This is a genomic window from Actinophytocola gossypii (assembly GCF_025165815.1).
In the GTDB taxonomy this organism is placed as follows: domain Bacteria; phylum Actinomycetota; class Actinomycetes; order Mycobacteriales; family Pseudonocardiaceae; genus Actinophytocola; species Actinophytocola gossypii.
The window spans coordinates 156,994-175,735 of record NZ_JAFFZE010000006.1 but is presented as its reverse complement, the minus strand read 5'-3'; the positions used below and the strand labels follow the sequence as shown (position 1 = coordinate 175,735).

Genomic DNA, 18,742 nt, shown 5'->3' with positions numbered 1-18,742 from the left:
TTGAGCATCGTGGCCATGGGCGACAGCGGGTTGTTCACGATCGGCGAGCTCGCTCGCCGGACGGGCCTGACCACCCGGACGATCCGGTTCTACTCCGACGAGGGGTTGCTGCCGCCCGCCGACCGCACGTACTCCGGTTACCGGCTCTACGACGCGGCGTCACTGGCGAGGTTGGAGCTGCTGCGCACGCTGCGCGAGCTCGGCCTCGGCCTGGACGACGCCGCCGAGGCGCTGGCCGGCCGGTCGAGCGTGGTGGAGCTGGCGAAGGAGCACGTGTCCGTGCTCGACGAGCAGATCCGGGTGCTGCGGCATCGTCGCGCGGTGCTGCGTGCGGTCGTGCGCAATGGTTCCGAGCTGGATGAGGTGAAGGTGATGAAGGACCTGGCGGCGATGACCGACGAGGAGCGCCGGCGGCTGATCGAAGGTTTCTGGGACGAGGTGCTGGGTGGCCTGGACATGCACCCGGACTTCGAGGCCGCGATGCGCTCGGCGAAGCCGGAACTGCCGGACGATCCGACGCCGGAGCAGTTGCAGGCGTGGATCGAGCTGGCGGAGCTGGTGCGGAACGAGGACTTCCGGCGCCGGATCCGCGGCATGGGCGAACACCACGCGGCGACCCGGGCACGCGGCGAGGACGAGAAGCTGGTCGCCCCGTCGGACGAGCAGAACCAGCAGTGGTGGGGCTGGTCGACCAAGGCGGGCGAGGCGATGGAGCGCGGTCTGGCGCCGTCGTCCCCGGAGGGCCGGGCACTGGCCGAGGAGGTGTCGACGGCGATGGGCGTGCCGCCCGGGGAGGCGGCGGACGCGCTCGCCGTGGGGACGGACGCGCGGGCCGAGCGCTACTGGCAGCTGATGGGCATCATCAACGGCTGGGAGCCGGTGCCGACCCAGGTGCCGAAGGCCGAATGGATCATCGCCGCACTGCGGGCGGCGGCCGGCTGAGGTGATCGGGGGTCGGCCTCCGGGCCCCGATCACCAGCTTACCGAGGAGTGGGGCGGTTTCGGGGGTTGGTGGAAGGGCTGTGGACAACTCGCGCCGGTGAATGGCGGGGTCGGTTGGTCGGGTCAGGGGCGTAGGACGAGGTCCGGGCGGGGGCGGACCGCCTGGTGGTCTTCGGGAGGGAGGGCTGCCAGGAGGTCGGCGATCGGGCCGTGGGTGGGGAGTTCGGCTTCGGGGGCGATCGCGAGCCAGGGGATGAGGACCGTGGCTCGGGTGGGGGTGCCGGGGTGTGGGAGCAGCAGGTCGGGGTGGTCGCTGGTGACGCCGTCGACGGTGACGATGTCGACGTCGAGGGTTCTCGGGCCCCAGCGGCGGTCGCGGATGCGGCCGGCCTGCTGTTCCAGCGCCTGGGCGCGGTGCAGCCACGCCCACGCGTCGGCCGTTGGGTCCCGGACGATCAGGACGGCGTTCAGGAAGTCGGGCTGGTCGGTGACGCCCCAGGGGGCCGTCTCGTAGACGGGGGACACCGCTTCCAGGAACTCGGACAGGCCGGTTACGGCGATGCGGAGGTTGGCCAGGCGATCACCTAGGTTGGCGCCGATGGACAGGACCGCCCTGGTCACGCGCGGGCCCGGCCGCCTCGGCGGGAGCGGCGGACGGTCACGGCCACGTCGGCGAACGGCACGGGGATCGGGGCGTTCGGCTTGTGGATGGTGACTTCCACGGCATGGACACGACCGTCGCGCATGACGCGGTCGGCCACTTCGGCACCGACGGTCTCGATGAGGTCCCGGGCGGGGCCCCCGACGATCTCGGCCACCTGTTCGGCCAGTTCGCCGTAGTGGAGGGTGTCTTCCACGGCGTCGGTCCGGGCGGCCTGGGCCAGGTCCAGCCAGGCGGTGACGTCGACCAGGAAGTCCTGGCCGTCGCGCTTCTCGTGGGCGTACACGCCGTGGTGGCCGCGTACGCGGATGCCGGTGAGGGTGATCCTGTCGGTCACAGAGCGTCCTTGGTCATGGCTTCGACCACCAGTACGGCGTCCAGCGAACGGATGACGTCGTGCACGCGCACGCCCCACGCACCCGCCGACGCCACCAGCGCGGACAGGACGGCGGTGGCCTCCTCGCGGCCATCGGGGGGCCTGGGGGTGCCGGTCTTGTCGGCCAGGAGGGTGCCGAGGAAGCGTTTGCGGGACGCTCCCACCAGGACCGGGAAGCCCAGACCCAGCAGCACGTCGAGGCGGCGGAGCAGCGCCCAGTTGTGCTCGGCGCGCTTGGCGAAACCCAGCCCGGGGTCCAGGACCAGGGCGGACGCGTCCACTCCGGCGGCCAGCGCGGCGTCGGCGCGGGCGGACAGTTCGTCGCGGACGTCGGTGACCACGTCGCGGTAGGTCGCCAGGGTGTCCATGGTGTCGCTGGGCCCGCGCCAGTGCATCAGGATCCACGGCGCGCCCGCGTCGGCCACCACCCGCGCCATGTCGGGGTCGGCCAGGCCGCCGGAGACGTCGTTGACCACGCGTGCACCGGCTTCGAGCGCGGCGGAGGCCACGCTGGCTCGGGTGGTGTCGACGCTGACCGCCACGCCCGCAGCGACCAGGCCCTCGACGACGGGCCGGATCCGCGCGATCTCGGTGGGGGCGTCGATCCGGGCGGCACCGGGGCGGGTGGACTCGCCGCCGACGTCGACCAGGTCGGCGCCCGCGGTCCACATCGCGACGCCGTGGGCCAGGGCGTCGTCCAGGTCCAGGTAGCGGCCGCCGTCGGAGAACGAGTCCGGGGTCACGTTCAGCACGCCCATCACCGCGCACCGGCCCGGGCGGGGCAGGGACGGGTGCACGACGGTCACCGGCTCCGTCCGCGGATGAGGTCCAGGGCCTCGGCTCGGGACGTGGACGAGGTGCGCAGCATGCCGCGCACCGCCGACGTGGTGGTGCGGGCGCCGGGCTTGCGGATGCCGCGCATGGCCATGCACAGGTGTTCGGCCTCGACGACCACGATCACCCCGCGCGGGTCGAGCTTGCGTACCAGCGCGTCGGCGACCTGCGAGGTCAGGCGTTCCTGCACCTGCGGGCGCTTGGCGTAGAGGTCGACCAGACGGGCGAGCTTCGACAGACCGGTGACCTTGCCCTGCACGTTCGGGATGTACCCCACATGGGTGACGCCGTGGAACGGGACCAGGTGGTGCTCGCAGTTGTGCGTCAGGTGCCCGGCGACCAGGAACGTCGGGTGCGGGTCGCAGGTGAAGCTGTACACGGTGAACGGCGAGTCGGCCGGCGCCTCGAACGGGCGCACCGTGGTCACCCGCTGCCAGCGGGACTCCACCAGCTCGGTGTGGTGGGACTCCTTGGCGAACCCGTGCCGGCGCCACCAGCCGTCACCGCTGCACGGAATTTCGGCGGGCACCTCGACGGGAACGGACCTGCGGCGAGGCAGCGCGTGGGCGCGGGGGCGGGTCAGCGCGGCCGGTGAGGTCCACTCGACGGCCGTGCCGGCCACGTCCGCGGCCTCCGCCCAGCCGTTCGGCGTGGCCAGCGGGTGGTCGGGGGTGACGATGAAGCCGCCGCCCGGGGTGACCACCTCGACCAGCTGCCGCGCGGGCCGGGCGGTGATCCGGGTGACCGTGGTCGGCTCGGCGCGGCCGGCGGCCAGGGTCCACAGCTGGTCGCCGACCCGCACGTCGGCGGCGTCCAGTGGCCCGCCGACGGCGTCCACCGGCTGCCGGGCCGGCACGCACGTCGAGTACGTCGGGATGTCGGTGACCAGGACCAGCTCGTCGTGGCTCTCCGCGAAGGTCTTGTCCAGCACCTCGTCCGGGTTGGTGTAGAGGCCGCCGAACATCTCCAGGTACGCGCGCGCCACCCGGGCCGGGGTGTCCTGCAGACCCTCCCGGTCCGGGTCCTCGCCGCACGCCAGTAGCAGCTCGCGCACGGCCTTCTCGGCGCGGGCCTGGTCGAACATCGGCAGCGGTCCACCCGTGCGATACAGCGGGCCCTGCTGGGAGCTGTCAGCCGTCAACGTGCCTCCGGAGTTCTGGGCTCAGCGCCCAGCATCCCACTCCGGGCCCTGACCCCGGTCGTCCGGTTCGGACCGTCCACCATGTGGACCCGGCTGCTCCCGGTTGCGGTCGCCCTGCTCCCACGACGGCCGCCACGGCTGCTGGGGCTGCTGGGGCTGCTGCTGGTTGGGGTGGCCGGGCGGCGTGGTGGCCGGCTGCCACCCGGGCGGGGCGCCGTAGTTCGGCGGGCCCGAGTTGGGGCCGGTCGGACCGGGCTGGCCGTACGGCGGGGGCTGCGGCGCACCCGGGTACGGCTGCCCGTACGGGCCGGGCTGCGGCGGCGGACCCGGATGCGGCAGGCCGTTGGGCCCGGCGCCGTTGCCGCCGGGAGGCGCGGGGTTCGGCCGCGGTGGGCCGCCCGGCACCTCGGCGCCGCCCGGCGCGGTGCGCACCGGAGTCGGCTCCTCCTCGGTGACCGGCGGCCACGGCTCGCCGCGTTCCTTGGCCAGCTCGCCCGGGGTCTTGATGGGCGGCTTGTCCGACGGCGTGCGGCCGCCGAACTCGTTGAACGCGGTGATCCGCGGGCGCTTCTCCACCTTCGAGAAGATCCGCTCCAGGTCCCTGCGCTGCAGGGTCTCCTTGTCCAGCAGCTCGATCACGAGGTTGTCGAGCACGTCCCGGTAGGTGTTGAGCACGTCCCAGGCCTCGGTGTGCGCGGCCTCGATGAGCTTGCGCACCTCCTCGTCGATCTCGTGCGCGACCTCCAGCGAGTAGTCCGCGCCATGGCCCATCGACCGGCCGAGGAACGGGTCGCCCTCGTCCTTGCCGTACTTGACCGCGCCGAGCCGGGCGGACATGCCGTACTCGGTGACCATGGCCTTGGCGATCTTGGTGGCCTGCTCGATGTCGGACGACGCGCCCGTGGTCGGCTCGTGGAACACCAGCTCCTCGGCCGAGCGTCCACCCAGCGCGAACACCAGCCGGGCGATCATCTCCGAGCGGGTCATCAGCTGCTTGTCGTCCTCGGGCACGACCAGCGCGTGCCCGCCGGTTCTGCCGCGCGGCAGGATCGTCAGCTTGTAGACCGGCTCGAGGTCCGGCATCGCCCACGCGGCGAGCGCGTGCCCGCCCTCGTGGTAGGCGGTGATCTTCTTCTCCTTCTCGGAGATGATCCGGCTCTTGCGGGCCGGACCGCCGATCACCCGGTCGACCGACTCCTCCAGCGCGGCGCCGTCGATCATGGTGCCGTTCTGCCTGGCGGTGAGCAGCGCCGCCTCGTTGATGACGTTGGCCAAGTCGGCGCCGGACATGCCGACGGTGCGCTTGGCCAGCCCGTCGAGGTCGGCGTCCTGGTCGAGCGGCTTGCCCTTGGAGTGCACCAACAGGATCTGCTTGCGGCCGGCGAGGTCGGGCGCGGACACCGGGATCTGCCGGTCGAAGCGGCCGGGGCGCAGCAGCGCAGGGTCGAGGATGTCCGGGCGGTTGGTGGCGGCGATCAGGATGATGCCGCCGCGCGCGTCGAAGCCGTCCATCTCGACCAGCAGCTGGTTGAGGGTCTGTTCGCGCTCGTCGTGGCCGCCGCCGAGGCCGGCGCCGCGCTGGCGGCCGACCGCGTCGATCTCGTCGACGAAGATGATGCACGGCGCGTTCTGCTTGGCCTGCTCGAACAGGTCACGCACCCGGGAGGCGCCGACACCGACGAACATCTCGACGAAGTCCGAGCCGGAGATCGAGTAGAACGGCACACCCGCCTCGCCGGCGACCGCGCGGGCCAGCAGCGTCTTGCCGGTGCCGGGCGGGCCGTAGAGCAGCACGCCCTTGGGGATCTTGGCGCCGAGTGCCTGGTAGCGGCCGGGATTCTGCAGGAAGTCCTTGATCTCGTAGAGCTCCTCGACCGCCTCGTCCGCGCCCGCGACGTCGGCGAACGTGGTCTTCGGCATGTCCTTCGGCAGCTGCTTGGCCTTCGACTTGCCGAAGTTGAGCACCCGGTTGCCGCCGCCCTGGACGTTGTTCATCATCCACATGAGCAGCAGGAGCAGCAGGCCGAGCGGGATCAGGAAGATCAGGATCTGGGTGAGGAAGCTGTCCGTGGTGACCGTGGTGTTGATCTCGGTCTCGTCACTCGCCTGCTCCTGGAGCTGCCGGTAGATCATGCCCTCGGCGGCGTCCGGGTACTGGGTGATGACCTGGGTGACGTCCTGACCCTCGACCTCGATCGGCTCCTGGAGGGTCAGCTTGATCCGCTGTTCCTTGTCCTCCAGCTCCGCCGACTCGATGTTGCCCTCGGTCACCTGGCTGATCGCCCTGGAGGTGGGCACCTCGGTGTAACCGCGGGTGTCGTCGAACAGCATGCTGATCAGGAAGTAGAGCAGCAACACCACCAAGATCCACACCAGCGGGTTGCGCAACAGGCGCTTGCGGTCCATCAACTTACGGCCGCGGTGCGGCCCGACCCTCCCTGACTTGCGTGGTGGGGGCAATGGCGCCCATTACCCGGCCGGACATGCACTCCGGTCCACCCAGCGTACCGCCCGTTCCTGAGCGACCACGTCGCGAATACCCGGCGTGGTGCTCTCCTCACCTCAACGCCCGCGGGTCCCGATCGGTTCCCGCGGGCGCCGACGCTGGTCAGCGGCGGTCGGCGGTGAGCTGGGTGGCCAGCTCACCGATGCGGTGCCGCAGGGTCGCGGCGTCGGCCGGGGCGAAGGTGGCCCAGCCGTCGCGGGTCTGGGTGAGGTAGCGGCCGCTGTCGTTGTCGAACCAGGACAGCACCGGGGACCGGCGGCGGCCGCGCACGTCGGTGCGGCTGTTCACCCCGATCTGGCCGCCGCGCCGGTTCGGCATCGCGGTCAGCGTCGCCAGGGCCTTCCTCGTCTCGACGTCGCTGGTCCGCTGGGCCGCCCCGGCCGGTACCGCCGCCAGCTCAGCCGCCGGAACGGAGATCGACTGCTCGGTGCCGCGCGGGGCGCCGGGCAGCATCGCGACGATCGCCGACACCAGGCCGTCCCGGGGGATCGGGCGCAGCCGCAGCTCCTGCCGGTGCTGGACGGCGAGCACGGCGCCGGCGCGGCCGGCCGCGGCCAGCGCCAGCACCGGCGGCGCGTCCAGCTCGGGCAGGAAGACCGAGTCGATGCTGAGGTCGGGCTGGGCGAGCACGCCGAACCAGTCCTCCAGCTCCGGCTCGAGCCGGCCGCCGTGGTCGATCAGGCCGGCTGAGACCAGGTCCTCGCTCACCCGGCGGCGCAGCGCGGCGCGCTCGTCCATGGTCGCGCCGTGCGAGCGGACCTCGAGCGGATAGGGCAGCTCACCCGCGCCGAGCGCCTCCCAGAGGAAGTCCAGCGCGAGCGGCCCGATTCGGCGCTCACCCGGCATGTCACTCGTTCCCGTCGCCGCCGATGACCGACGGGGCGGTGAGCTGGTCGCTGCCGAACGCGCTGTCCGGGTCACCCTCGACCAGGTACGACGGCCGCTCGTGCTCGTCGTCGTCCTCGCCGTTGGCCTTGCGTCCGCCGGCACCCATGGCACCGGCGCCGACACCGCCGCGGCCGGTCACGCCGCCGGTCGTGCCCGCGCCGCCGGCACCCGCACCGGTCGGGCCCATGCCGCGTGCGCCCGTGCCGCTGCCCTGGCCGGCACCCGTGCCGCCAGCACCGGCGGCGGTGCCGCCCGCGCCGCCACCGGCGCCGAAGTTGCCGAACGCGCCGCCGAAGCCGCCCGCACCGGCCGCCGGGGCCGCGGGGGCGCCGCCGGGGACGGAGCCCGGCATGCCGCCGGGCGACACGCTGGGCGTGACCGAGGGCGTGTGCGACGTGAAGCCGGAGGCGGAGGTGTTCGGGATCGTGCCGGGGATGGTCAGGTCGCCGGTGTCCAGCTCGCCCTCGCCGAAGGCCGGCGTCTGTCCGCCGACCGCCGAGCCGGGAGCGGCGCCGACCCAGCCGCCGCCGGGGTTGCCGGTCGACGTGCCGCCCTCGAACCCACCGCCGGAGTGCGGCACCGGGACGGACGAGCCGGTGATCCGGGATCCGCCGCCCGCATCGGGGTTGATGGAGCCGGTCGGAGGCGGGACGAAGCTCGGGGTCTGCTGGTCGACATCGCTCATCGAGCGGGTGTAGGCCTCGAGGTAGCTGATCTGCTCGCGCTTGACCGCGTTGGCGGCCTCCCGCTGGGCGCGCAGGTCGGCCTGCATGGCGGCCGGGCCGCCGGTGAGCATCGACTGCATGGCCTGCTGCTGGTCGACCTCCTGCGGCGGCGGCAGCTTGCGCACCTCGGTGGCGGCCACGGACTGGCGGGACATCTGCACGCCCATCATCTGCGCGGTCTGCCCGGTCTGGCCGGCGGCCTGCGCGAGCGGGGCGAGCGCGGCACGAGCGGAGTCGGCCGCCACGCCGGTCCAGGCACCTTCCAGCGCGGTGACGGCCTCGAAGAGCCCGTTCGCCGCCTCCGCGAGCCGGTTGCCGCCGTCGGTGAAGCCGCGGCCGAGCGCGTCCGCCGTGCTGGGGACGTTGCCCCGCATGGCGAAGTCGTACAGCTGCTGGCTGGAGTACCCGTGCCAGTTGGGGGTGTCGCCCAGGACGTGGTCGTCACCCATCCGCACCTCGGGCGCGAGGTTGCTCGCCTGCGCCGCGCTGATGGTGTTCTCGAACTGGGTGCTGAACGCACCGCCCATGAAGGGGATGTTCTGCAGGGCGTCCGCGGTGTCCCCGGCGTACACCTGGGTGTTGTAGGGCTGGTTCTCGTTGTTGGGCGCCATGGCCTCCCCCTTGTCTAGTCGTCCTTGACTCTCGGCACGGTGATGGCCGCGAACTCGTCGACCACGGCACACGAGTCGTACTTGCCCTCACCGCTGGAGAGTGGTCCCGCACTGATGCTGAACAGGGTGTCGCTCGGCAGCTCGAAGAGCAGCTCACAGGCTTTGAGCGACGGAGTCTTCTTCCGCAACGCGGACATATCGGCCACCTCGGCCGGTTCGAGGATCTGGTCCGGACCGCTCTCCAAGCCCTCGGTCGTGCCACCCGGCTGCGCGCCCGCGACCAGGTACATCTCGCCGCGCCAGGTGCAGAGGTCGGCGCCGGTCGAGACACTGTTGGTCGGCCGCCCCTCGGACGGGGCGTGCAGCCGCGCCGCCTCGTCCGGTTCGAGCAGGCCGCAGAGGTCGGTGAGCGTGTAGTCGTCCGGCTCGGTGGCCGGGGCCTCGCTCGAGGTCTGTTCCTCCTGAGCTGGCACGTCGGACGGCATCGGCTCGCCGGCCGTGGACTGGCCGCACGCGGCGAGCACCGTGAGACCGGCGGCGCAGAGCAGCGCCGCCGCCGTCACGGCACGGTTCACGCCTGGCGCCCGTAGTGCTGGGCGTGGCCCAGGTCGATGTCGGTGTAGTTGTCGATGCTGCGCCGCAGGGCCCGCTCCGCCAGGTCGGTCTGCTCCTGCAGGAGGCGCAGCGCCGCGACGAAGGAGTCACCGCCGTCGTACCGGCCGACCGACTTGCGGGCCATCGCCTGGCCGACCGGGTTGGCGCCCAGCTGCACGTCCGCGCCGCCGGACCCGGCGTCACGCAGCAGCGTGGTCAGTTCGTCCTTGACCTTGGTGATCTTGGTCAGGGCGTCCTGCGCCGCCTCGGCCTCGATGGAGACCTGGCCGCTCGCCGCCGCCTTGCTGAACGCGCCTACCGCGCCACCCACTGCCTCGTACACGCTGCTCCCCTGTTCAACCCTCGCAGCACCGCCCCAGGTGCGATGCGTCACCGCAACCGAGGTTATCGCACGGCCCACACGGCCGTGTACGGAATCACCGGACCAACGACCCCAGCATCTCGATCAACCGGTGCCGCAGCGTCGGCGCGTCGGCCGGCGCGATCGTCACCCAGCCGTCGGTGGTGTAGGTCAGGTAGCGGCCGGTGTCGGTGTCGAACCAGGACAGCACCGGCGACCTGGCCCGCCCACCGAGCCGCCTGGCGTTCGCCGCTAGCTGGCCGACGCGCAGGTGGCGCTGTTCGGCGAACCGGGCGAGCACCTCGCGGTCCGCGCCGGTCCGGCCGCCGGCGGCCAGCTCGTCGGCCGGCATGGTGACCGACGGCTCGGTGCCGCGCGGCGCGGCCGGCAGCAGGTCGACGACCGACGACGCCAGCGAGACCGGGTCGATCGGGCGCAGCGACACGCCGTCGCCGTGCTGGGTCGCGAGCAGCGCCCGGTCGTCGAGGGCGGCGGCGATCGCGGAGGTGGGACGCGCGTCCGGCTCGGCCAGGAACACGGCGTCGACGCTGCGGTCGGCCCTGGCCAGCACGGTCAGCCAGTCCTCGACGTGGTCGACGACGGGCCGGTCGCCGAGCACCCGGCGGCGCAGCGCGCCCCGCTCGTCGACGGTGGTGCCGTGCGAGCGGGACTCGAGCGGGTACGGCAGCTCGCCGGCGCCGACCGACTCCCACAGGAAGTCCAGCTCCAGCGGCGAGAGGATGTTCACGAGGAGTAGACCTTCGGGTCGAGGGTGCCGATGTAGGGCAGATCGCGGTAGCGCTCGGCGAAGTCGAGCCCGTAGCCGACGACGAACTCGTTGGGGATCTCGAAGCCGACGTACCTGACCGGCACGTCGACCTTCACCGCGTCCGGCTTGCGCAGCAGTGTGCACACCTCGAGCGACGCGGGGTTGCGCGAGGCCAGGTTCTTGAGCAGCCAGGACAGGGTCAGCCCGGAGTCGATGATGTCCTCGACGATCAGCACGTGCCGGCCGGCGATGTCGCGGTCGAGGTCCTTGAGGATGCGCACCACGCCGGACGACGAGGTGGCCGAGCCGTAGGAGCTGACCGCCATGAACTCCATCTGCACCGGCACCGACAGCGACCTGGCCAGGTCGGTCATGAACATGACCGCGCCCTTGAGCACGCCGACGAGCACGAGGTCGTCGCGGTCGCCGCGCTCCGGGTAGTCGTCGGAGACCTGCTTGGCCAGCTCCCCGATCTTCTCCTCGATCTGCTTCTCGGTGATCAGCACGGAGGCGATGTCGTCGCCGTACACAAGGTCCCCTCTCAACTCACCGTGAGCCTGCCACTCGCCCGGCGGACCTCGAGGCCGCCCGGCAACCACACACCGCCCTGGCCGCGCCACTCGCCGATCAACGCGTCGACGGACCGGAGCTGGGCGTCGGTCAGCTCCCGGACCCCGGCGCCCAGGAGCCATCGTCGCAGCACGCGGCGGCGCAGCGCGGGCGGCTCCCCCACCAGCGCGGCCACCTCGATCCCGTCCTTCTCGACGGGCACCCGGGCGGCGAGGGCGTCGAGCGCCTCGGTGTCCTCGCGGAGCTGGGCGGCGGTGCGGGCGAGCGCCTTCGCCACGCCGCCCCGCAGGACGTCCTCGAGCAACGGCAGCACCTCGCGGCGCAGCCGGACGCGGGTGAACGCGGGGTCGGCGTTGTGCGGGTCCTGCCACGGGTCGAGGCCGAGGTCGGCGCAGGCGGCGGCGGTCGTGGTGCGCGGGAGGTCGAGCAGCGGGCGCGCCCACGGCGGGTCGAGGCGGCGCATGCCGGCGATCGAGCGCGGGCCGGAGCCGCGGCCGAGGCCGAGCAGGACGGTCTCGGCCTGGTCGTCGCGGGTGTGGCCGAGGAGGACGAGCCGGCCGGCGGCGGCGTCGCGCAGGGCGGCGTAGCGGGCGCGCCGGGCGGCTGCCTCCGGGCCGCCGGGGCCCTCGACGTCGACGGTGAGCACGCGGACCTCGGGCAGGCCGAGGTGGTGGAGCTGCTTGGCGGCCCGCTCGGCGACGTCGGCGGAGCCGGGTTGGAGGCGGTGGTCGACGATCAGCCCGAGGACGGCGAGCCCGCGCCGGTCGGCGAGCTGCTGGGTGGCCGCGGCGAGCGCGAGGGAGTCGGCCCCACCGGAGACGGCGACGGCGACGTCGGTGGGACCGCCGGCCTCGTCGAGCAGGTCACGAACGGCTCGCCGAGTGTCGTCGACGGCCTGGCTCGCTGTATCTATGGTTCGCTCCGCTCCTCCGCTACCCGGCGGCTTCCCTCGTCGCGTGCTCGGCGCTGGCGCGCCTGCGCGCGCTCCTCAGTCCAGCCGCCGGACGCTCCGTCGCTCCGCTCACGATCACGGGTGGACACGGCGGACCCAGGCGGCCGGGTCGCCGAGTTCCGCGCGTAGCGGGAGGGTGTCCGGCGAGGTCCAGATCGCGTTGAAGCCGGTCATGCCGACGGCGTCGACGACGTGCCGGGTGAACGACGCGCCGACCGCGTACTGCTTGACCTTGGCGTCGACGCCGAGCACGGTGCGCAGCACGCGGTCGAGCATGCCGCCGCCGCGGCGGCGGGCGGTGAAGCGGGCGCGGATCGTGGCGACGCTGGGCACCACGCTGGGGCCGACGGCGTCCATCACGTGGTCCGCGTGCCCCTCGAGCAGGGTGGACAGGGCGATCAGCCGGTCGAACACCTCCCGCTGCTGCGGGGTCTGCAGCATCTCGACCAGCCCGATCGGGCCGCTGCTGCTGGTGGTGTCGTCATCCGGACGGCGGCGCATGGTCCGGATCATCTCGGGCAGCCGGTTGAACGCGCCGGACGCAGAGTCGTCCAGGTCGGTGAGGAACCGGCGCACCTCGCCGGCGAAGTAGTCGCGCAGCCACGGGACCGCGGTGAACTGCAGCCGGTGGGTGCACTCGTGCAGGCACACCCACATCCGGAAGTCCTCGCCCGGCACGTCCAGCGCGCGCTGCGCGGCGACGATGTTCGGCGCAACCAGCAGCAGCCGGCCGCCGTTCTCGTCCCCGCCGAACGGGTCGTACTGGCCGAGCACGCGGCCGCCGAGGTAGGCCAGCACCATGCCGGCCTGCACGCCCGCGCTGCCGGCGAGCACGCCACCGATCGCCCGGCCCTGGCCGGCGGCCGGCAGTGCGCCATCGGTGAGCGCCTCGAGCCCCTCGGCCGCGGCGGTGACCCAGCCGCGCCGGTCGACGACGTCGCCGGGAAGCAGCGGCAGGTCGGCGCCGAGGCCGGTCAGCTCGCGCACGTGGGCCTCGGCGACACCGGTGACCTCGCGCAGCTGCCCGACGGTGCGCTCGGCCTCCTCCTTCGGCACCACCGGGCCCGGCTTGATCAGCCGGTGGGCGGTGGCCACCGCGATGCCCCAGTCGACCGGCGTGTTGGGCACCGTCGACTCCTCCGACTCCGCGGCTGCGCTCACACCGGCGACGCTACCCGACGGCCCGTGAGGTGGCCGTGCGGACGGATGCGCTACCGGCAGCCGCAATCGCGCAGCGTGGCGGCGATGGCGTCCAGGGCCGGGCGGGCGCTGGACGTGGTGCCCGCCGTCATCAGGGCGAACACCAGAACCCGGCCGTCGGCGTTCAGCACGATGCCGGCGAGCGAGTTCACGCCGGACAGCGTGCCGGTCTTGGCGCGCACGTAGCCCTTGCCGGCGGTGGAGGCGGCGGTGTCGTAGCGGTCGTCGAGGGTGCCGCTGCCGCCGGCGACGGGCAGGCCGCCGAGCAGCGGACGCAGCTTCGCCGTGCGCGGGTCGTCGCCGCTGGGGGCCGCGGCGACGTTGAGGATCTCGCCGAGCAGGGCGGCCGGCACCCGGTTCTCGGTGGACAGGCCGCTGCCGTCGGCCAGCTCGACGCCGGTGAGGTCGAAGCCGTTCTCGGCCAGGACCTCGCGCGTCGCCTCGCTGCCGCCCGCGAACGACACCTCCTTGCCCGCGGCCTTCGCCACCTCGCGGGCGACTGCCTCGCCGAGCACGTTGTCGGAGGTGCGGAGCATGTTGTCGACCAGCTCGACCATCGGCGCCGAGCGGACCTCGCCGAGCACCTTCGCGCCTTCCGGGGCGGTCTGCTCGGCGGCGGACGGCACGGTGGCGCCGATCCGGTCGGCGAACTCCTCGGCCAGCGCGCGGGCGGGGTTGTCGGTGCGGGTGCCGTTCTGGGCCTGCGGGTCGTCGGCCCGGCCGCCGTCGAGCATGGCCGGCACCATGGGCGTGATGTAGCCGGCGGCGACGTCGATATCGAGCCAGCCGGGGGCCATGCCCTCGCCGGCGTAGCGGCTCAGGTCGACGTACACGGTGTCGACCTGGACGCCGCTGGCCTTGACCTGCTCGACGAGGTCGCTGAGGTGCGGCGGGCCGGTGTAGACGGACTCGACGCCCTCCTCCAGCGAGGACAGCGTGGGGTCGCCACCGCCGACGATGACGACCGAGCCCGGCTCCTCGCCCTGGACGACCCTGGTGACGAGTTGCTGGGTGGGGTCGAGGCTGAGCAGGGCGGCGGCGCCGGTGAGCAGCTTGGTGGTGGAGGCGGGGACGAGCGGGGTGTTCGGGGCGCTCTCCCAGAGCGTCTCGCCGGTGGCCGGGTCGAGGACGACGCCGGTGAGGGTGCCGAGTTCGGGTGCCGCGGCCGGGCCGGCGAGCGCGGCCTGGACACCGTCGGGAGTGGGGGCGGGGGCGTCGCCGCCGGGAGCGCGCAGGCCGGGGCTGAACTCGACCGGCGGCGCGGGGGGTCCGGCGGCTTCCGGGGTGGGGTCGGTGATGCCGAGCCGGTCGGAGAGCCCCGGCACGGCGAAGACGACGCCCGCGGCGAGCGCGACCACCGCGACGACGGCGACGGCGATCAGGAGGCGGGTGCGGTTGCGGGGTGCGGGCCGTTCGGGTTCCGGCTCGGGCCGGGGTTCTGGCTTGGGGTCCGGTGGGGGGCCGACGCGTACGGGCGCGGCCCGGGGTGGCTCGGGCGGGGGCCACGGGGCGGACGGGCGCGGCGGGTGCTGGTCCCAGAAGGCGGCGCCGCGCTGGGCGGGGCGTTGTTGTGGGGGCCGCTGGAGCGGCGGAGGACTCTGGGGCGGGGCGGGCGGCCCTTGACGCGGCGGTGCGCCCTGGGGCCCGCGTGGTGGCGGGCCCTGGGGCGGCCGCTGACGCGGGGGTGGCGGTGGGGTGAGTGGGCGGGGGACGCGGATGGTGGCGTCGGCGCCCGGGTCGTGCCGCGTGGGAGCGGGCCACTGGGGGCTTGGCTGCTGGGGACGTGCCTGCTGGGGGCTTGCCTGCTGGGGACTTGCCTGCTGGGGACTTGGCTGCTGGGGACTTGGCTGCTGGGGACGTGGCTGCTGGATCGTGGTGTCGCCGGAGGAGTCCGGTTCGGGGTGCCGGGGTTCTTCCGGGACGGGCTCCTGCGGCCAGCCCGGCTCCTCCGCCGCCGGCCAGGCCGGACTCGACGCGGTCTCGGGGGTCTCGGCGGTCTCGGGGGCGGGCGGCTCGTCGAGCTGCTCGTCCGGAGTGGGCTCGGGCGCCTGCTCACTCCGGACCGGCTCCTCCGGCGCCTGCTCGTCCGGGACGGACTCCTCCCGGAGGGACTCGTCCGGCTTCGGCTCGCCGGCCGGCTCGGCCGGCGCGTCCGGGGTCGGAGCTTCCGACACGGGCTCGTCCGGCGTCGGTTCGTCCGATGTCGACTCGGCCGGTGCGGGCTCGTCCGGCGTCGGCTCGTCCGGGGTGGGCTCGGGCTCCGAGTCGTCGGAGGCCTGTTCCTCGGGCGCGGGCTCCTGCTCGGCGACATCCTCGACCGACTCCGACTCCGACGCAGGCTCCGACGCAGGCTCGGGCTCGGGCTGCGGTTCCGGCTCCGGCTCCGGCTCGGATCGAGGCTCCGGCTCGGCCTGAGGCTCGGGCTCGGGCTCGGGCTCGGGCTCGGGCTCGGGCTCGGGCTCGGGCTCGGATCGAGGTTCCGGCTCGGGCTCCGACGCGGACGCGGGCTCCGGTTCGGACTCCGGTTCTGGTTCCGGCTCGTCGGCCGGTTCGGTCACCTCGGGCACCGGCAACTCCGCGGTCGGGCCCGACGAGACAGCCTCCTCGACGCCACGGTCGCCCGAGTCGTCGCCGGAGTGGTCGCCGTCACGGTCGTCGTCGACGGTTGGCCAGCCATCGTTCGACTGCGGCACATGCCCTCCCCGTGGTGGTCCCCTGCGGTGGTTCAGACTACTAATCGCACACCAGGACAAGCCGACCCGAGCGAGGCAGCGTGGAGTTCGACGTCACGATCGAGATCCCCAAGGGGGAGCGCAACAAGTACGAGATGGACCACGTGACCGGGCGCATCCGGCTGGACCGGACGCTCTTCACGGCCACTCAGTACCCGGCCGACTACGGCTTCGTCGAGAACACGCTCGGCGAGGACGGCGACCCGCTCGACGCGCTCGTGCTGGTGCAGGAGCCGACCTTCCCCGGCTGCCTGATCAAGTCCAGGGCCATCGGCATGTTCCGGATGACTGACGAGGCAGGCGGCGACGACAAGGTCCTGTGCGTGCCGGCGGCGGACCCGCGCACCGAGCACCTGCGTGACATCCACCACCTGGCCGAGTACCACCGGCTCGAGATCCAGCACTTCTTCGAGGTCTACAAGGACCTCGAGCCGGGCAAGAGCGTCGAGGGCGCCACCTGGGTCGGCCGCACCGAGGCGGAGGCCGAGATCGTCCGCTCCTACCAGCGGCTCAAGGACGCCGGGGAGCCGCCGCACTGACCGCGGCGGCCCCCGGGGCTCCTCAGTGGACGGCGACTCAGTGGACGGCGACCGGCGCGGCCTCGTCCTCGGCGACGCGCTCGATGCCCGACTTGTCGGACAGCGGCACCTCACGGAGGAACCACATCAGCACGAACGCGACGGCCATCACGAACCCGCCGACCATGAACACCGTGTCGATCGACTCCGCGAATCCGGTCAGCACCGGCCGGGCCAGCGCGGGGTCGATGGTGTTCAGGAACTCGGTGTTGTTCAGGTCGAGGCCGCCGCTGCTCAGCGACTCGGCGAACTCCGGGTTCTCGCGCAGCGCGGCGAGGAACGCGGGATCGGTCCGCGCGCTCGCGAACGCGTTCGCGATCCGGCCGCCGACCACGCTGAACAGCACCGACAGGAACACCGCCGTGCCGACCGTGCCGCCGATCGAGCGGAAGAACGTGGCCGACGAGGTCGCCACGCCCATGTCCCTCGGCGGCACGTCGTTCTGGATCGCCAGGATCAGCGTCTGCATGCACAGCCCGAGTCCGAGGCCGGCGAAGCCCATCACGAGCATCGTCTGCCACAGCGGGGTGTCCACGCCGATCTGCGCGAACAGGAACATCGCCACCGACACGACCCCGAGCCCGGTGACCGGGAAACGCTTGTAGCGCCCGGTCTTCGAGATCAGGATGCCGCTGCCCATGGACGCGACCAGGATGCCGGCGGTCATCGGCAGGGTCAGCAGGCCCGACTCGGTCGGCGTCGCGCCCTTGACGATCTGCAGGTACAGCGGCAGCGACATCATCATGCCGAACATGCCGATGCCCATGATGAAGTTGATCACGTTGCTGAGTGAGAACACCGACCGCCGGAACAGCCGCAGCGGCAGCAGCGCCGCGTCCCCCATGGCCCGCTCGACCAGCACGAACGCGGCGATGCCGAGCGTGCCGATCACGTACATCAGCACGGCGGTGGTGGAGCCCCAGCCCCACTCCCGGCCCTGCTCGGCCACGATCAGCAGCGGCACCAGCGCCACGGTCAGCGCGACGGCGCCCCAGTAGTCGACGCGCTGCTTGACCCTGGTGTGCGGCACGTTGAGGAACTTCGCGACCACGACCAGCGCGATGATGCCGATCGGCACGTTCACCAGGAACACCCAGCGCCAGCCGTCGATCCCGGCGAAGCTCTCCGCACCGGCGAAGAAGCCGCCGACCACCGGACCGGCCACACTGGACACTCCCCAGATGCCCATGAAGTAGCCCTGGTAGCGGCTGCGCTGCCGCGGCGACACGATGTCGGCGATGATCGCCAGCGCGAGCGACATCAGACCGCCGGCGCCGAGGCCCTGCACCGCGCGGAACGCGGCGAGCTCGTACATCGAGTTCGCGACGCCGGCCAGTACCGAGCCGGCCAGGAACAGCGAGATGGAGGTCAGGTACATCGGCTTGCGGCCGAAGATGTCGGACAGCTTGCCGTACAGCGGCGTGGAGATCGTCATCGTGATCAGGTACGCCGTGGTGACCCAGGCCTGGATGGTCTGGCCGTGCAGCTCGTCGGCGATCGTCTTGGTCGCCGACGCCATGATGGTCATGTCCAGCGCGGACAGCAGCATGCCGAGCATCAGCCCGGCGAGCACCGTCATGATCTCTCGGTGTGACAGTGCGGTCGGTCCCCCTGAAGACCGATCGCCCACCTCGGCACGCGAGGTTGGTTCGGACATCTAGCTCTCCCCTTCGGAACGCGGCTTGGCGCATTCGTTCAGCAAATTCGGCAGCGCGCGTTCGTGGTCGGCCACGAAGCGCTCGAGCAACTCGAGGAAGCGGGACACGTCCTCGGGTTCCCACTCCCGGACGACCCTGGCCAGCGCGAGCCCTAGCCGCTCACGCTGTTCCTCGAGCAGGCGGAGACCGGCCTCGGTCGGTGCGAGCACGCTCGCGCGGCCGTCCTCCGGGTCCGCCCGGCGTTCGACCAGGCCGTCGCGGACCAGCGCCGCGACCTGCCTGGAGACCGTCGAGGGGTCGGAGTGGACGGCGCCGGCGAGCTCACTGGACCGGCTCGGGCCGTACGCGACCATGGTCTTGAGCAGGACGATCGTTGAGCGGTCGACCCCCGACTTGCTCATTCGATGCCCCAGGCTCGCCTGCTGCTTGCCGAGCCCGAACATGGCGCCGGCCAGCCGGCGTCCGACCTCGATGTCCTGGTCGTTCGCGATCTCGGTTTCCACGCGCGGTCTCCTGATTGCTTGCATCACCCATCTAGTTGATCGATACAAGCATGCGCCTCCGGCGGTTCGTTCGGCAAGCGAATTACCTGTGAGCCGGCACTCATCGTGAAGGATTCAGCAGCAGTCAGTCTGATTTGTTAG

The 18,742-nt window shown here is 72.7% G+C and carries 17 protein-coding genes and 2 pseudogenes; 2 read left to right on the top strand and 17 right to left on the bottom strand.

Annotated elements, in window-relative coordinates:
- The first annotated feature begins 15 nt into the window (after positions 1-15).
- Positions 16-942 (top strand): MerR family transcriptional regulator, encoded by a 927-nt coding sequence (locus JT362_RS05370; protein WP_260189885.1) that lies wholly within the window; start codon positions 16-18, stop codon positions 940-942.
- A gap of 123 nt (positions 943-1,065) precedes the next feature.
- Here JT362_RS05370 and folK read toward each other — a convergent pair whose 3' ends face one another.
- The 15 genes and pseudogenes from folK to dacB all read right to left on the bottom strand — a co-directional run bounded on the left by folK (position 1,066) and on the right by dacB (position 15,823).
- Positions 1,066-1,563, bottom strand: a complete 498-nt coding sequence (gene folK, locus JT362_RS05365; protein ID WP_260189884.1) for a 2-amino-4-hydroxy-6-hydroxymethyldihydropteridine diphosphokinase — start codon at positions 1,561-1,563, stop codon at positions 1,066-1,068.
- A complete protein-coding gene (gene folB, locus JT362_RS05360) occupies positions 1,560-1,940 on the bottom strand; it encodes a dihydroneopterin aldolase (RefSeq protein WP_260189883.1) in 381 nt (126 codons plus the stop codon). The genes folK and folB overlap by 4 nt, the downstream gene beginning before the upstream one ends.
- Entirely contained in the window at positions 1,937-2,737 is an 801-nt protein-coding gene (folP, locus tag JT362_RS05355; protein WP_260190390.1) for a dihydropteroate synthase, read from the bottom strand. Before folP ends, folB begins: the two co-directional genes overlap by 4 nt.
- Before the next feature lie 44 nt (positions 2,738-2,781).
- Positions 2,782-3,129, bottom strand: a pseudogene (folE, locus tag JT362_RS05350) (GTP cyclohydrolase I); the annotation flags it as partial.
- A gap of 600 nt (positions 3,130-3,729) precedes the next feature.
- Positions 3,730-3,897: pseudogene (locus tag JT362_RS05345) on the bottom strand (GTP cyclohydrolase I); the annotation flags it as partial.
- Between the two features lie 78 nt (positions 3,898-3,975).
- Positions 3,976-6,360 (bottom strand): ATP-dependent zinc metalloprotease FtsH, encoded by a 2,385-nt coding sequence (gene ftsH / locus JT362_RS05340; RefSeq protein ID WP_260189882.1) that lies wholly within the window; start codon positions 6,358-6,360, stop codon positions 3,976-3,978.
- A gap of 202 nt (positions 6,361-6,562) precedes the next feature.
- Positions 6,563-7,306: an ESX secretion-associated protein EspG gene (locus JT362_RS05335; RefSeq protein WP_260189881.1), complete on the bottom strand. Its 744-nt coding sequence runs from the start codon at positions 7,304-7,306 to the stop codon at positions 6,563-6,565.
- Between the two features lies 1 nt (position 7,307).
- Positions 7,308-8,684 carry a hypothetical protein gene (locus JT362_RS05330; protein WP_260189880.1) on the bottom strand — a complete coding sequence of 459 codons (1,377 nt, stop codon included), beginning with the start codon at positions 8,682-8,684 and terminating at the stop codon, positions 7,308-7,310.
- A gap of 14 nt (positions 8,685-8,698) precedes the next feature.
- Positions 8,699-9,259, bottom strand: coding sequence for a DUF3558 family protein (locus tag JT362_RS05325; protein WP_260189879.1), 561 nt, complete (start codon positions 9,257-9,259; stop codon positions 8,699-8,701).
- Complete coding sequence (locus JT362_RS05320) at positions 9,256-9,621, bottom strand: hypothetical protein (RefSeq protein WP_260189878.1); 366 nt, start codon at positions 9,619-9,621, stop codon at positions 9,256-9,258. The genes JT362_RS05325 and JT362_RS05320 overlap by 4 nt, the downstream gene beginning before the upstream one ends.
- 94 nt (positions 9,622-9,715) lie before the next feature.
- The gene (locus tag JT362_RS05315; protein ID WP_260189877.1) at positions 9,716-10,387 is read right to left on the bottom strand and encodes an ESX secretion-associated protein EspG; all 672 of its coding nucleotides are present in this window, start codon (positions 10,385-10,387) and stop codon (positions 9,716-9,718) included.
- On the bottom strand, positions 10,384-10,938 hold the full coding sequence (gene hpt, locus JT362_RS05310; RefSeq protein ID WP_260190389.1) for a hypoxanthine phosphoribosyltransferase: 555 nt from the start codon (positions 10,936-10,938) through the stop codon (positions 10,384-10,386). Before hpt ends, JT362_RS05315 begins: the two co-directional genes overlap by 4 nt.
- An 11-nt stretch (positions 10,939-10,949) precedes the next feature.
- A complete protein-coding gene (tilS, locus tag JT362_RS05305) occupies positions 10,950-11,891 on the bottom strand; it encodes a tRNA lysidine(34) synthetase TilS (RefSeq protein WP_375546454.1) in 942 nt (313 codons plus the stop codon).
- A gap of 114 nt (positions 11,892-12,005) precedes the next feature.
- Positions 12,006-13,091 (bottom strand): Rv3626c family coenzyme F420 biosynthesis-associated protein, encoded by a 1,086-nt coding sequence (locus tag JT362_RS05300; RefSeq protein WP_260189876.1) that lies wholly within the window; start codon positions 13,089-13,091, stop codon positions 12,006-12,008.
- A 50-nt stretch (positions 13,092-13,141) separates the two neighbouring features.
- Positions 13,142-15,823, bottom strand: coding sequence for a D-alanyl-D-alanine carboxypeptidase/D-alanyl-D-alanine endopeptidase (gene dacB / locus JT362_RS05295; protein ID WP_260189875.1), 2,682 nt, complete (start codon positions 15,821-15,823; stop codon positions 13,142-13,144).
- A gap of 80 nt (positions 15,824-15,903) precedes the next feature.
- Here dacB and JT362_RS05290 point away from each other — a divergent pair, with 80 nt between their 5' ends.
- The gene (locus JT362_RS05290; protein WP_260189874.1) at positions 15,904-16,401 is read left to right on the top strand and encodes an inorganic diphosphatase; all 498 of its coding nucleotides are present in this window, start codon (positions 15,904-15,906) and stop codon (positions 16,399-16,401) included.
- A 37-nt stretch (positions 16,402-16,438) separates the two neighbouring features.
- Here the strand turns inward: JT362_RS05290 and JT362_RS05285 are convergent, their stop codons facing one another.
- Together JT362_RS05285 and JT362_RS05280 are read right to left on the bottom strand one after the other, a co-directional pair.
- Entirely contained in the window at positions 16,439-18,097 is a 1,659-nt protein-coding gene (locus tag JT362_RS05285; protein ID WP_260189873.1) for a DHA2 family efflux MFS transporter permease subunit, read from the bottom strand.
- The gene (locus JT362_RS05280) at positions 18,098-18,601 is read right to left on the bottom strand and encodes a MarR family winged helix-turn-helix transcriptional regulator (RefSeq protein ID WP_260189872.1); all 504 of its coding nucleotides are present in this window, start codon (positions 18,599-18,601) and stop codon (positions 18,098-18,100) included.
- Positions 18,602-18,742: the final 141 nt, after the last annotated feature.